Below are 15,081 nucleotides of genomic sequence, written 5' to 3' on the forward strand. Positions count from 1 at the left end.
AGTTAGCATAAGTAAGAGCCTATCTCTCTTTGCAGGAAATTATGAAAATGCAACATCCCAGCTTCCATCGGCATTTGATAGGGACCACATTCATTAATATGTTGTTTATAAAGTGCACGACGCCCCATTGTCATCAACCTACAGATTTCTTCATCTTCTAAAGCAGTTTCGAAGTATGCTGCCTGTTCTGCCTCAATGAATTCACGCTCAAACAAAGCAATCTCTTCTGGATAGTAAAACTCAATTACATTCATGCAGCTTTCTACTCCAGTTGGTAGTATCGTACTAATGATGAGGGTGTGGGGATACCATTCAAGCATCACATTGGGATAATAAAGTAACCAAATGGCACCATAAGGGGGTGTCTGATTATTATTGTACTGTAATACCTGCTTGTGCCATTTCTCATATACTGGCGTGCCTGCTCGATCGAATTCAGGATTAACTCCTACAACTTGAACGCTGTACCAATCACCAAACTTCCAATCAAGTTTATTGGTATCAACAAAATGTCCCAAACCGGGATGAAAAGGCTCGACATGATAATCTTCCAGATAAACTTCTATAAATGTTTTCCAGTTACATGAATAATGATCTATATGAACACGATCAAATATATGACCCGTAAAATCAAAATCCTTGAGGACACTTAGATTTATCATATCATGTGCAACATTGCGTTCACCTGTAAACAAGAGCCCATTCCAATTTTGTAAGGGCGTTTTACCCAAATTCAGACAGGGATTATGGTTAAAATACGGTGCCCCGAGTAATTTCCCGTCCATTGCATAAGTCCAGCGATGGATAGGACAAACTATATTTCTGGCATTTCCACGCCCTTTCAGTAAAAGCGCCTGGCGATGACGACACACATTCGATAACAGCTCAACCCCATTCTCGTTGCGGACTAATACATTGGCATCATTCATCCATTCCATGACGTGGTAATCCCCGATATTAGGTACCATCAATTCATGTCCGACATAACCAGGACCCCGATCAAATAATCGTTGTTTTTCTAATTCCAATATATGTGGATCTAAATACCAGTCAACAGAAAGTTGTTGTGGTTTCTCAGTCAAATCAGTCAACAATTGTGACATTTGCGCTAGACTAGACATATGAAAACATTTATTAAAGAAGTGATGTTCAACAGAAGTTTAATGCCCAATGGACAAACCAAATATTCAGAAATTCAAAAAAATCAATAAAACAGAAAATTGCGTCTATACTTATTAATATAAGGAAAACTCTAATATATAAATAAGCTTCACTTTGAGGGCTGTAAAAAATTCACATTACCAGGATAATGCCTACATTATCCTCTTATTTCATAAGATTACAATCTTAGCGTTATGCGTAAACCGCATGAATTAATTAAACATAAATTGGAAGAGCTATCTCAATGAAATTGAATCAACAAACAAGCAAAAAAGTCTGCGTATTTTTATCGAGTGCACTTATCATAGGACTTTCTTCCTGTAGCGATAGTCAGGAATCAAAAGTTAGCAAAGCTCCTCTCAAAGGACCTACTACCGGAATACTCACTGATGCCGCTCCAGTTGCAGGCGTTGCTTATACGACATCTTCAGGCTCATCAGGAACTACGGATGCACAAGGCATGTATCGCTATAACCATGGCGATAATGTCAAATTCCAATTAGGTGAACTGATCATTGGTGACATCAAGGCTACTGGCATTGTTACACCAATAGAACTGGCCGCAGGCAATGAGAATAAATTACAGAATCTGCCCGTTCTCCTGCAATCACTCGATTCAGATAATGATCTCTCGAACGGAATATCGATTCCAGCAGAAGCCACTGCAGCACTTAAATCTACTCTTAATCTCGCAAGCGATCCAGTCAGTTTTGCTAATTCTGCAATACTTAAAACCGCGCGCGATGCTGCAGGCCTAGCCGGTGATATCAAATCAGCAGAAGCAGCCGGTGCCGATTTTCTTACTAGAGGAATCAGTCTATTGAGTAGTCACATTTGGGTAAAATACGATGACACGAATGCAAGCGTTATACGAGTAGCAGCAGATGGCAGTGGTGAATTCTTGCAGGGTGAAGCAACGGCAGATGATTCATGCGATGAAAATCGTGTTTGTGGAGGCAGTACTATTATTAAAGCCGGGGTAGAATACGGCGTTGCAAACGCATCGCAATTTGATACCAGAGGATTTAACCTCAATAGCTCCTTATCCGTTGATACTAATCTGCGAGCAGGTTTATCACACCCGCGCCCTACTTGGCGAGTCCATACAGACGGCAACGAGCTCATTATTTCTGACATCGTAGTTGCCCAAAGAGCAAGAGAACAAAGTGGCGTCTTAGGAGAACTCTTTCACATCGCGCGCCCGATTGAACTCAGTTCAGATGATGAACCCATTCTCACCGAAATCAAAGAAAAGCGATATGCCAAAATGGATAATAATACTTCTGGTATTGTTGGCGCCTGGGAATTAGATCAAAATAGCGTTAAAACCAAATTACTTCTGTTCTTTCCTAATAATAAATTCATGCTGGTAGATCCGCTTGGTACAACCTTTCAGTCCGAGCAAGTGGAATGCGGATCCCCAGGAGTTGAGTTTGCCTCATATGCATACAATGCCAATTCTAAGGAATTGAATATCAAAAGCTTTATTTATGATACCAACGGCTGTGTCGGTTTCTCCAACGGTTCAGACAAATCCATTTCATTTGATATCAGCGCAAACGGCAATACTGCGGTCTTAAGCAAACAAGGCGAAGCATCTGTTACGTTATATCGGGCTTCAAATTAATTCACAAATAACTTACCAGGATGTGATAAAACAAGATCATTAAGCATTCTCCCAATTCGGCGAGAGCAAAATTTGCTCTCGCCTTTTCTTAACCTACCCCTATCTTCGCCATTTACACAGCAGCTAATTGATTTTGATCAAACTGCTTTTCGATATTCAACACTCGCCATATTGTATGTTAATAATCCTGAGCATAGATTGAAGTCTAATCCTTTCATGAATATCAGAAATTTGGTTAAGCCCAGATTTTTTATTAGAAGCTTAATTAGCTGATTCCTAAGGATATACTTAAAAAGGAGTATCAGAATAATTTGTTAATCCAATTAAAATCAGGAGCTCTGATAGAAAATTTGAGTTAAATGACTATAATCCGCGTCGCACTCGATATCCCTATTGATAGCCTATTCGACTATATTGCACCCGATGCAACACAGCTTGACATTGGTTCATATGCACGTGTTCCTTTTGGTAAAAAATTCATGATAGGCATTATCCTAGCCATATCTGATGATGCTCACGTTTCTCATGACAAACTCAAGCAAGCTGACGAGATTTTACGGAATATTCCCCCAATACCTCCAGCTCTCATAGAATTATTTGAATTCTGTAGTCACTATTACCATTACCCCATTGGAAGGGTAATCATGAATGGCGTACCCACGCGGTTACGCAGCATTAAACCTGTGCCACAACGATTTATCACGTCATTCCTCTTCCGTTTGACCGAAACAGGTTATGCTATAGCACTGTCTTCCACTCCTGGCCGGAGTAAAACTAAACATCACTTGCTTACTCATCTTAAAGAAGTAGGCACCATCACGAGTAAAGAAGCCAAGCAGCTCTCTCAACGTGCCCCGAAATTATTACAAGAATTTCTAGCTCAAGGATGGGTAGAGAAGATTTTAGAGGAGCCGGAATTCACACCAAACATAAACGCTTCTCCCATTTTGCAGCTCACAACCGAACAAATCACCGCAATCAATACCATCCAAGCTGAAATAGGCTTATTTAATACTTGGTTGCTTCATGGCATTACAGGTAGTGGCAAGACTGAAGTTTATCTCCAGATTACTTCAATGCTACTCAAACAAAAACGTCAAGTACTTATCCTGGTGCCCGAGATCAATTTGACCCCCAGACTAGAAGAAATTTTCCGGTCGCGCTTCCCCAACACGCATCTGATCAGCTTGCACAGCAAACTCAATCCTACCGAACGCATGAATGGCTGGCTACAGGCACAGCGGGGTGAAGCAAGCATCGTACTTGGAACACGCTTGGCCATTTTCACGCCACTACCTAAGCTGGGTCTGATTATCGTTGATGAGGAACATGATCCTTCATTTAAGCAACAAGATGGGTTACGCTATTCAGCGCGGGATATCGCCATTTTTCGTGCAAAACAAGCTAATGCACCCATCTTGTTAGGCTCTGCAACCCCTTCATTAGAAAGCTACTACAATACCATAACCGGCCGATACCGCAGGATACTATTACGTGCGCGTGCAGTGAAGAATGCTACCCTTCCAATCATACATTATGTCAATACCCGCTCCGTTCAGCTCAAAGAAGGATTATCTGAACAACTGCTTATTGCATTAGAAAGAACGCTAACTCAAAAGCAGCAAAGCATGGTTTTTATTAATCGCCGCGGTTATGCTCCTGTATTATTGTGCAAGTCTTGTACCTGGCTTGCGACCTGCTCTCGCTGCTCCAGTCGTCTGGTTGTACACCTGACTCAAAAAAATCTGCGCTGCCACTATTGTGGCTACACAGAACAACTTCCACCAGCCTGCCCACAATGTGGCGATCAAGATCTCATGCCATTTGGTCATGGTACACAACGAATTGAAGCTGCATTGGCAAAACTTTTCCCTCATGCCCGTATTCTTCGTGTCGATCGGGACAATACTCGAGGTAAGGAAGCTTGGCAACTCATATTAAATGCGATCCATAAACAACAAGTAGATATTCTGGTAGGCACCCAACTTCTAGCTAAAGGGCATGATTTTCCTAATTTGTCCTTAGTAGGTGTGCTTAATGCTGATACTTCACTCTATAGTATGGATTTTCGTGCTGAAGAACGATTATTCGCACAATTGATGCAAGTTGCCGGACGAGCAGGTCGCGCTGAAACAGCAGGAGAAGTTCTTATTCAGACTGAATTTCCCAATCATCCTTTGTATCTCGCTTTGCAACATCACGATTACGATGCTTATGCACAAATATTGTTAAGAGAAAGGGAAATCACTCATTTTCCTCCCTACTCGCATCAAGCACTGCTCAATGCAGAAGCGCCACATATTGCCGCCGCAATAGAGTTTCTCAGCATGGCAAGCAAACTGGTCGAGCCTGGGAAACAAATAGAAATATTCGATCCAGTTCCTGCACAAATGACACGGCTAAAAGGACTAGAACGTGCACATCTGCTGGTACAATCCCACTCCCGCAAAAAATTGCAGCTATTTCTCAGCGAGTGGTATATAAAACTCTGCAAAATTCCCCATGGTAAGGTACGATGGGCTTTGGATGTTGATCCATCAGAATTCTAATTAACGTGCATTCGATATACAAATAGTTACCATAGCAACCTGAATTTCTTATGATGAAACGATTTCAGAAAAGAGTTTCTTCGACACTGGTAGATCCAGAATCCAATAGATGCTATAGCGATCTTTTATATAATTGACGATTTTTGGCAACGGTTTGAGTTGAGGTATTCTATTTCTCAAACCCACATTCCGAGAGATATCTACAATAAAATTAGCCAGATGTTCTTTTGATATCAAGCTAAATCCCATATCAAATACCAATTTACCCCCTTCCTGCAGACTAAAACATTTAGTTTTCGTAGTTCATTTTCTAGAAAATAAATTATTTATCCTTTTTCCACTGCGGGATTCTTCTTCCCGAACAAGAAAAGTATACGTTATCAATAGCAAAATTACCAAAAAGCTGAATTTCGCTAGCAAACATCTCTTATTTTTTACAATAAATATTGCATTACCGTATTGAGTAGCTCTGGCTCAAACATACCATTTTTTAGCTCAAAAACAGTTTTTACCCAACCTCCTCGACTTGACACTTGAAGATTTATAAATTCTCATGCCGAAGGTAAATTATCTTTACGATTGACTTTGCTCATAACGATCTTCGTTTATTTTTATTCGATACAACAAGAATAAAACGAGGTATAATATACCTGAAAGCCATCCCAACCCCATTTTACTGCATCACCAGACAACCTCAAATGCTACCAAGCGATTTGACTCTTGTATGTTAAGGGAACGCAGGAATTTTTGGTTCTGTAGTTTCGACTTCTACTTCCGCTATATGTTGTTTTATGCTTTTTTCGATCTCCTCTACCCGATCCGCTGGCACATCGGCGAGTACTAGAAAATGACCTGCCTCTATTGCATCTTCGAACTCTTTAATCCGTCTATTACCCAGATTCACTCCTATCATCCCGCTTAACCAGGCACCTATACCCGCACTTACCACCGTTGTTCCTAGCAAGATACCGCCTGCAATAACGGTTGAAGCAGGTGGAAGAGCCACGGCAACTAATCCAGCAAGCAGACCGGTCGTTCCACCTAATGCCAACCCCTGTTGCACTGCAGGAACAAAATCACTTTTCTGTAGCAAATTGGCCTCTGGCAAGTCCTCGAGTGGAGTGCCGCTCTTGGCAATTACGTGGATGTGTCTCTCTTCGATTCGTGCTAAAAGCAGTTCATTAACAACACGCTTGGTACTGTCAATATCCGGAACAAGAAAATAGATGCGTCGCATGATAGCCTCCTCAAATTTAGGATAATCAATATTGTTCAACAAATTAGATTGTCAATTGATATAGAGAAGTAGCAATAGAGCAAATCAATCCGTTTAATACACGAGTTAATGAGCCAATGAATTAATGATAAATGATAACCAATAAACGGAGCAATAATGCAATTACATACATTATTCTATAATTTGTGGCGGCAGGAAAGCATCAGCCATATAATCGCCAGGCTTGATAATGAGTAATTTAATTATATGGCAAAAAACAAATGAAAAGATATATGAGGGCACCTATGAGCAAGCAAAGTAACAATATCCAGAAAAAGTATCATTAATTAATAGGTTACAAAAGCCTTTTACCTTGGTGGCTTTTTTAAATAATCATCCTAAAAACTCTATAAGCATTTCCATCTGTAAATGCAAAAAAATTTTACCTCCGACAAAACATATTCTTGCTAAGCCCCTATCCCACCAACAGCCAACAAGCGGGCATGGGTCACACTCTATTTCGGTTATTCAATTGTTTACATGTTGTAATATGCTTTAGTCGTCTTTTTATTCATGCTCTGCCTTCGGGCATGACTGCATTGCGGGAGAGAATGTTATAGTTGCTCCATGCCCGACCTCTGCTTGATGACTTATGCGGCCAGACCACGTTAAAAACCGCGTGTAGGTTTCTTATAAATTACTCTACCTAAAATTAATCTTAATTTTGTCATGTACTCCGTCAGTAAAAAAGCAAATAAAAACCTGGAAAGAAATGATCACTTGGCAATAGTAATAGGCAAAGCGAGAGATTTTGCTTCAGTAACAGTCAATCGAAACAGAATATAAAGCAATTGGAAAGCATTCTGATTCCAGTGTGCATCTGGTCCGTAGGTATTAATTGCATAATATTGGCCATCCAAGTGGGCCGATAGCTCAGTATTAGGAACAGGCTTATTTGACACGAGAATCTCCATAATATTAATAGGATTTTCATCTCTGAGAATAGGAGGAGTACGTGAGTCTTTTTCTACATGATACTCTGATTCTTCCCCAAGTGAGTGACCGAGAAAATTGAGAATCGCATGAAAGCTTCTTAACCGGAAAGAACCTCTAAGGGGCCATTCTCCCCCGACATAGCCTGAGCGGATATCAAAGATAACATCGTTATCTATCAAAGAATTTGCCAAACTATACAAATCTTCAACTTCTTTAACACGCAGTGTATCAGGATCATAGTTAGTTATAAGAATAGGTCCCGACACTTGCTTGCTAAGCGTATACGTACTCTCCTCCTGGTTGTAGCGGACAGTAAATTCTTTTTGCAAAGACTGAAACCCTTCTGCTGAAACAGCGCCTGCAGGAATAGTCCAGCTTCGCTCAAACGTCAGCGGCTCTGCATATAATTGCTTCTGATCCTGAATGGCTGAAAAATGGAGCGCTACACGACGAAACATCTCGTAGCCCTCTCGATCTGATGGGCTGTTATAATAAGTAATCTTTTGAGAATATCTTTGCTGCGGCAAGCGAACACGGTCCTCGTGCTCCTTGGCAAGCTGGATAGCAGGAAGATTTAGTAGCGTAACTTCCTGCGCCATCATCCGCAGCATCAGATCTACATCAAAATGCTGCCGAAGCAACAGCGTAAATTTGTGTTGACTGAACGGAGCAAGGAGTCGTTGAGTAAATTCTTCACCTGCAATTGGCTCAATACTGAAAGTAGGGTTTTCTGAAACACCACCACCAAATATCGGCACCAACATGCCACCCTGAGCGCCTGTTAGTGCTGGAGAAGCGCCCGCATTCGCACTGAAATTGAAAGTAGCCGCAATAGCCGAAACTCGGGTGAAATGAAGAGGCTGATGATGTCGAGCCCGGGCAATATTAACGAGTAGCTGCTTGGCATCCGCATTGACAACTGCTTCATCATATGCCATCACTGCGCGGTTGAGCGTAATAGGCGACAAACAAGCAGAAAGGGTAGAAATAAGTAAAATACACAATGACAAACGGCAAATAAGTTGTTCCATGATCGATGCGTACGGCTAGCGGTTCAAATTTTGCATTTTGCAAGCAACTCGGAAACAACGCAATCGAAGCAATGTATTGTATTGTTAGTATTCTTATGAAATCAGACGATAGGTCACCTCTAAAAATTTATATTTGCGAGCATCCGCTTCTCGGATTGTCTGCCTACCCCGTTTCGTCACCATACTTCGTGGTTCACAAAAAATGCTTCCTTACCTATTAGTGATAAGCTGCGTCAACATTTTTTTTGCTCGCCTTGTCTTGTTTAGAACTCTCAATTTTTAGAGACACCCTATATTTATTTTTTATCAAGCTAAAGTTAACTTTGATTTATTGGAAGAGCGGTGACTTAGTAGCAGCATTAATTTATATTAGGGTTTTCAATGCAATGAAAATAGGCTAGATTGATTGCACATTTTCAATATATTCATATTCTTGATAAGAATTTGAATTAGTATAAGTTTTACCAAATTTTCAATACTGCACATCGTAGGAGAAGCAATGAAAAAACTCGTAACACTACTTTTATCACTCACTGTATTATTCTTTTTAGTCTCTCAAACAGCAATGGCACAAAGCTATACCATGTATGGTGAAAAAATGGAGAAGAATTACCCAACCATGGCAGGTGAAAAACTGATGAATGGGCTTGTTAATACAGCGACCGGTTGGGTGGAGCTTCCCAAAACAGTCATCTTGACTAGCCAACGCGATGGCGCGCCTTATGGTTTAACAGTCGGGTTGCTCACCGGCCTTATCCACACAGTTGGCCGTACAGTACTGGGTGCATTGGACGCTGTTACATTTTTCATTCCTACCCCTCCAGTTGTTTCCCCACCCTATATCTGGCAAGATTTCCATAAAGAAACCACTTATGGATAAGTATTAAGCTGATTGAAAATTCAACAGATCGTTGAAATAAAGTAATGATTATGGCTATTTTTCACGATCTGTTAAATATGAAAAGAGTTACAAGACCAAATCGGAAATGTCTTCCTTTCATGAAAGCATTGATTAACTCTGCATAAACCTGATCGATTGTGAAGAACTTTGAGGGCTTCTAAAGAAGCCTATCACCTTCTTTATGCTTTATTTCTCAGGATCATACAATGCCGCTTGTTGTCCCCTTTGCACATCCACCCGCATTAAAATCACCAAACCAATAAGAAAATAACCACCCGTAATCAGCATAGCAAGACGATGATCACCACGTGACATCCAGCTAACCAGACCATAAGTGATCGGGCCCAGGATAGAGGACAGCTTTACCGCCAATCCCCATAGCCCAAAGAATTCGGCCCGTCGAGAAGAAGGACTGAATACTCCAACCAATGCCCGCGCGGCAGATTGAGATGCACCTAAGCACAAACCAGCAATATTGGCGGCTAACCAGAACATGGCAGAGCTTTTAGCCATCCATGCCAATAAAATCATAATGATCCAACCAATGAGCGTAAGTGCGATAGTAGGAACATGACCTAATTTATCCTGCAAGTTACCAAAAATAAATGCCCCTATTGCAGCAGTAATATTCACTAGCAGGACCAATAAGATCGTGTCTGTAGTGTTAAATCCCATCGCTTGCTGGGCATAAATTGCTGCCAATGCAATCACTGCTTGAATGCCCGCTTGATAAAAAACAAGGCAGACAAGAAAGCGCACCAGATCTTGGTAATGGTGTACATGCTTGAGCGTATTGCCCAATCGTGCAAAAGCTCCCCGGATGATATGATCACTCGTTTGATGCAACTGCGGCAGCGCTCGTTCTTTCAAGTAAAGAAAAGTAGGAATACAAGCAATAGCGAAAATGAGTGCAGTTATGAGCATGGTCACTGGCACGAATTGATCGGCTTCTTGCCCTTTCCCTTGCGCCCATGTCACATACGCAAGGGAGCAACCCAAGGTGAATAAACCACCCATATAACCAAGACTCCATCCCCAGCCAGATACTTTCCCTAGCGCATCGCTTCGTGCTAACTCAGGCAAAAAAGCAGCTATCAAATTTTCACCACTCCCAAAGAAAAAGTTGGTGAGAATAATAAAGAGAATTGCTAACCACAAATCACCCGGTCCGACAAAATAAAGTAATGCAGTAAATAAGACACAACCGATAGTTGTCAGCAATAATAAGCGCTTCTTCATGGCGTAAATATCTGCATAAGCACCGAGCGCTGGTGCAGTTAGAATAATAAGGATATAAGAAACTGCTAATGATGCTGTCCATGCAAATGTACCCCAATCCTGATTATCAGCCACGACCGCTACAAAGTAGGCATTAAAAATGGCAGTAATAACGACAGTGGTATAGCCTGAATTGGCAAAATCGAACATTGCCCAGGACCAAACTTCGCGCCGACTTACACCCTCAGTAAAATATGGTAGTTCTTTCTTCGGATTCATGTTACAGCCAATATCATTATTTTCTGATTGAGAGCATATGGATTTTTTATAAGAATTTTGGCAAAGCTTGCTGCCAGAGTGAAAATTATTTAATAAAACGGCAGCTTCAGCCATACGTTATCACAATTTTCTATCACGAAGTTCGGTATCACCATGGCTCCGGATAGGTTTTAAAATGCAGAAATACCAATAGCTATAGAAACTATCTTCTTATTTCAATCCCAAATTAAAAAAGACACAATGGCGAGCCGTAGACAGTATAAATAATACGGCAAGGTGAAGCTGACAAAGTCAGTTTTGATTTAGAAATGGAATCAGTACTTCCATTACTATTGCTTTTCTTATACTGGATATTTCGTCAATTCCGGCCTGATGGCAAGCCAGTTAATGAGTAAATTTATATATCTGCGCAAGCTGATATTCACGGCAATAGGCATGAAGTGGAACCGGAAGATGTTGAGTAGGTTCTCACAATCTGGAAATACATATCTGAACATTACAGAGAGGAATGGAAAAATATATACCACATTCCCCGCTGCAACTGATTAGCTCAAATGAGAAAAGCCCTTAGGCCCATCCGATCTTTAGATCAGGTAAAACATCCACTTTCTGTAGCAATCTTCGATTAGCCGAACGTAGAATACCGAGTAAAGAGATTAATTGAGACAGGAACTCTTCTCCAGAAGTCAATCGATACCATTCGTCGCCATCAGGATCTTCTTCATCGAGAGTACGCCAGAATAGTTTGTCGAAACCCCTAAAAGAAACCGGGCGTCCTGCAAGCAGGTCATGCTTGATTTCATCAACCCAAGCATGACGCCTGCAGATCAAACCTTCAGCACCTTTGTAGACAACAACGGAGAGATAATCGTAAAGATCCATCGGTCCACAAATCTTGGCAAGTTCAGTAATTCGTTGACCCACCATGGCATCTCTAATTAGGGCACGCAAAGCTATTGTTGAGACTTCAAGACTAACGCCTGTTTGTAGGGAATGAATTTTGTCGAGATACATTTTCAGAAAACCAGAAAAACCAGAAAAAATAAACCATCACCAATTAATAATCCGATTTGAAATTTTCACTAAGGTTCATTTTCTGACTAAAAAATTTAGTCTAGAAAGAAAATTAATCTTATTAACACGCTGTTTAAAATGTATTCGAGGCAGCTGATGATAGACAAGAGTAGGAGAAAAAGCGGAGTTTGTATCTGATAAATAAATATTTTCAGTTTATTGTTAAAATGACAGCGACAACATAGAGTGTTTTTCAACAGCTTGTTAAATTATTTTAAGATATCGTTGCAAGTAATTGGAATGAAAAATTTCTTTTAGTCATCCCTAAGGTATCTCTATACCATATAGAGGAGATGAGTGAGGGCATAATTTAATATTAAAAATAGGGAAGCAACTATTTCAGAACGCTTGTTACTCATACCGTAAAAAATTCTCTGCGAGCGCTTCTTCACCATATCGAGCAATCAGCGTATCAATCTCTGCAAGCAGCGCGTCGTCTTCATCTTCATCCAACGCGCCATCACCGACTAAACTAGCGATCAAACCCGAGAAAATAGCTTCTTTTACAGCGCCAAGCGTTGGCGGAGCCCGCCGATTCTCATTATACATAACCGCTTCGATCACTCGAGAAAGCGGTTCGCTAGCAATATCTTGCACAAAGTCAATGGCTAAGGCTGTTTCACCAAATTCCTCAATCAGTGCATCTAACTCATCAAGTAATGATTCATTCACATCAAAATGATGCAGGTTCTCTGTCTCAGTAAATGCTGGAGGCAACAAACCTACGAGAAGAGCACGAACGCTAGCAAGTGTTATCGGTTGATCAGTGTCTGCCTCATTGAGCCGGCTTTCAATCAACGCAGACAAACCGGGACTAACACGGCTAGCAACATCAATAGGATTACGGATCATAATGTTTTCCTTTTAGTGATAGCAAATACTATAACAAGGTTAATCCATACACTATTCATCATACAAGGTAGCAACCTTTCAATAAGTTTATACCCCTCAATTTTTAATTCCATCACGGAAGAGAATTAGCTGACTATTTTTACAGACTACGCTATCAACTCTTAAATTAGATTAATAACCAAGGCATTTGCTGATATCTAAACTATTCTCATCAGAATCCTGATGATTCAATATGACGACTACATCCATACTCCCCCTTTCCTGAATCGATCGTTAGGAAGCTGATATTTCATTGCATGCTCTTTCATGCGCAGGTGAAGTTCCTTCCTAAGTTGTTCTTGCTTTTTTGAAGCTTCTGTTGGATGTGCATGATCGCGAGACGTTTGCCATCCCTGCTGCGTCATAAGTTGATTTTCAATAATCTGTTTCTCATTTTGTGCTTGAATATCTTCTATCGATTGCATGCGATCAAGCGATAATATAAATAATCCAATACTCAACGAGATTATACTTATCACAGTAGAAGGGATTAATATTTCCTGTTTCATAATCAACTCCTTGAATGGGTTAGTTGAAAATAGGACTCCAATCACACAACCTTTCAAAGGATGATAGTTTTTTGTTCATTACAGCACTATTAAGCATAATGAGGCAGATAATGGGTTAAAACTTATATTCGATATACGTGAATGTAAGTTTCATGTACCTCTCAGTCATTACTGCACAGTAATACTACGTCGCTTTGAAGATTCAGCTTTTGGCAAAGTAATTTCTAGAATCCCACTTTTCAAAGATGCAGTCGTTTTGGCAGTATCCACTTCTCCTGGCAATGCAACTGAACGAGAGAATGAAAAATTGGAAATTTCGCGTCTATGATAATCACCTTTCTCTTCTTTTACATCGCTAGCACATTGACCTTTGATCGTGAGCAAATTGCCGGTAAGAGAAATATTCAGGTCTTCCTTCTCTATACCAGGGATTTCAGCACGAACCAGAATTTCATTATCTCGATCGATCACATCCAGCTTCGGTGAATGTGAAGCTTCCAATTCAAACGGGTTATCCCATGCCGGGACCCCTCCCCATCGCCATAATGACGGCCAGCCACGCCGAAAGAAGCGATCAAAAGCGCGTTCCATCTCAGTAAAAGAACGTTCTATATCAGTGGCTGGTCGCATAGCAGATACTTCACCTTTTGTTGCTTCTTTTTTTGCTGCTTCTTTATTTGTAGAGACTGGAATATTCTCTTTATTTTCTTCTGCCATCATGATTCTCCTATTCCGGGTTAAAAAATTCTGTTTTTTTTCAATGCAAGGTATGTTCTTGATAAACAGGGTAGATCATGATAATCATCCGGTGTGAACCACAATCTTTCATATCGCTGAAAAAAAGCTTTCCTGCGAAATGTACTCCACTCATACTCACCACTTCAAAATGGTGTCCTATGCGTGAAAGAAAACGTAGATAGGGATTAGCCTGTTCTCCTTTTAGCAAATCGATCTCTGCCAGCTTTGGCAATAATCTGGAAATATGTAGTTTTGGCAAATTCTTGGGCCATCCTCCCAATAAATCCGCGCCCGCCTTGTTGCAATCACGAATGATGCCGTCTTCAGAAAGTATCAAAACTACATACTCGCTTTCGTTAATCTCTGCCTTAGCAGTAAAATTATTTCTCAGTAGTGCCTTACTGGTAATACTCATTATTCACCTCCACTTCAGCAGTCAGCCAATCATCCAGTTCATGTCCGGGTTGGAATCCTCTTTCCTGTGCTTTGTAATAAGCTGCAATAGCGATACGAGAATTGCGGTTTTCCTGCATATGCTCGCCATTAGATTCGTTACCTGTAACCGTTACTTTTTTCCTGGTATTCTTGGTAAGTGGTTTAGTAGGTTCCATCTTTGCCTCCTTGTTTAATCAATAAATTAATTGAGCAAAAAATTTATATAATCTTTCGTGACGGTATAAAAACCGTAATCATCAATTTATCGAAAAACAGAAGATGATTAAATACGTATAAACACGTAGATCATTCAGCAGAACGGCTTTTTTCCCGATTTTCTTTGATTCTGCGCAATAAACTGCCCATCATTAAATAAATTGTAAATAAGGAAGCCAAAGCCAGGCTATTTGGTCGAGAAGACCGGAATAGGGTGGATAAGATGATTCGACAGAATAT

13 protein-coding genes are annotated in these 15,081 nt (G+C 40.6%); 3 read left to right on the plus strand and 10 right to left on the minus strand.

All coding sequences use genetic code 11. From position 1 onward, the window contains the following. Nucleotides 1–2: 2 nt before the first annotated feature. Complete coding sequence (locus AAW31_RS18325) at nt 3–1,103, minus strand: aromatic ring-hydroxylating oxygenase subunit alpha (protein WP_235264423.1); 1,101 nt, start codon at nt 1,101–1,103, stop codon at nt 3–5. A 302-nt stretch (nt 1,104–1,405) separates the two neighbouring features. Between AAW31_RS18325 and AAW31_RS18330 the strand changes: the two genes are divergently transcribed. Together AAW31_RS18330 and AAW31_RS18335 are read left to right on the plus strand one after the other, a co-directional pair. Then, the gene (locus AAW31_RS18330) at nt 1,406–2,788 is read left to right on the plus strand and encodes a hypothetical protein (protein WP_046851344.1); all 1,383 of its coding nucleotides are present in this window, start codon (nt 1,406–1,408) and stop codon (nt 2,786–2,788) included. Nucleotides 2,789–3,147: 359 nt separating this feature from the next. After that, nucleotides 3,148–5,337, plus strand: a complete 2,190-nt coding sequence (locus tag AAW31_RS18335; protein WP_046851345.1) for a primosomal protein N' — start codon at nt 3,148–3,150, stop codon at nt 5,335–5,337. Between the two features lie 727 nt (nt 5,338–6,064). Here AAW31_RS18335 and AAW31_RS18340 read toward each other — a convergent pair. Next, nucleotides 6,065–6,574: a hypothetical protein gene (locus AAW31_RS18340; protein ID WP_046851346.1), complete on the minus strand. Its 510-nt coding sequence runs from the start codon at nt 6,572–6,574 to the stop codon at nt 6,065–6,067. A gap of 755 nt (nt 6,575–7,329) precedes the next feature. Beyond that, entirely contained in the window at nt 7,330–8,580 is a 1,251-nt protein-coding gene (locus AAW31_RS18345) for a hypothetical protein (protein WP_046851347.1), read from the minus strand. 499 nt (nt 8,581–9,079) lie between these two features. On the opposite strand from AAW31_RS18345, the gene AAW31_RS18350 reads away from it, so the two are divergent. After that, the gene (locus AAW31_RS18350) at nt 9,080–9,460 is read left to right on the plus strand and encodes an exosortase system-associated protein, TIGR04073 family (protein WP_046848674.1); all 381 of its coding nucleotides are present in this window, start codon (nt 9,080–9,082) and stop codon (nt 9,458–9,460) included. A gap of 207 nt (nt 9,461–9,667) precedes the next feature. Here AAW31_RS18350 and AAW31_RS18355 read toward each other — a convergent pair whose 3' ends face one another. The 7 genes from AAW31_RS18355 to AAW31_RS18385 form a co-directional block, all read right to left on the minus strand. Then, nucleotides 9,668–10,978 (minus strand): MFS transporter, encoded by a 1,311-nt coding sequence (locus AAW31_RS18355; protein ID WP_235264424.1) that lies wholly within the window; start codon nt 10,976–10,978, stop codon nt 9,668–9,670. A gap of 567 nt (nt 10,979–11,545) precedes the next feature. Beyond that, on the minus strand, nt 11,546–11,905 hold the full coding sequence (locus AAW31_RS18360; RefSeq protein WP_235264425.1) for a hypothetical protein: 360 nt from the start codon (nt 11,903–11,905) through the stop codon (nt 11,546–11,548). A gap of 498 nt (nt 11,906–12,403) precedes the next feature. Beyond that, nucleotides 12,404–12,904 carry a hypothetical protein gene (locus tag AAW31_RS18365; protein WP_046848676.1) on the minus strand — a complete coding sequence of 167 codons (501 nt, stop codon included), beginning with the start codon at nt 12,902–12,904 and terminating at the stop codon, nt 12,404–12,406. 239 nt (nt 12,905–13,143) lie between these two features. Next, on the minus strand, nt 13,144–13,452 hold the full coding sequence (locus AAW31_RS18370) for a hypothetical protein (protein ID WP_046848677.1): 309 nt from the start codon (nt 13,450–13,452) through the stop codon (nt 13,144–13,146). Nucleotides 13,453–13,620: 168 nt separating this feature from the next. Next, nucleotides 13,621–14,172: an Hsp20/alpha crystallin family protein gene (locus tag AAW31_RS18375; protein ID WP_235264426.1), complete on the minus strand. Its 552-nt coding sequence runs from the start codon at nt 14,170–14,172 to the stop codon at nt 13,621–13,623. Between the two features lie 37 nt (nt 14,173–14,209). Continuing rightward, nucleotides 14,210–14,605 carry a hypothetical protein gene (locus tag AAW31_RS18380; RefSeq protein WP_046848679.1) on the minus strand — a complete coding sequence of 132 codons (396 nt, stop codon included), beginning with the start codon at nt 14,603–14,605 and terminating at the stop codon, nt 14,210–14,212. Beyond that, on the minus strand, nt 14,589–14,801 hold the full coding sequence (locus AAW31_RS18385; protein WP_046848680.1) for a DUF2934 domain-containing protein: 213 nt from the start codon (nt 14,799–14,801) through the stop codon (nt 14,589–14,591). Before AAW31_RS18385 ends, AAW31_RS18380 begins: the two co-directional genes overlap by 17 nt. Nucleotides 14,802–15,081: the final 280 nt, after the last annotated feature.

Source organism: Nitrosomonas communis (genome assembly GCF_001007935.1).
GTDB lineage: Bacteria > Pseudomonadota > Gammaproteobacteria > Burkholderiales > Nitrosomonadaceae > Nitrosomonas > Nitrosomonas communis.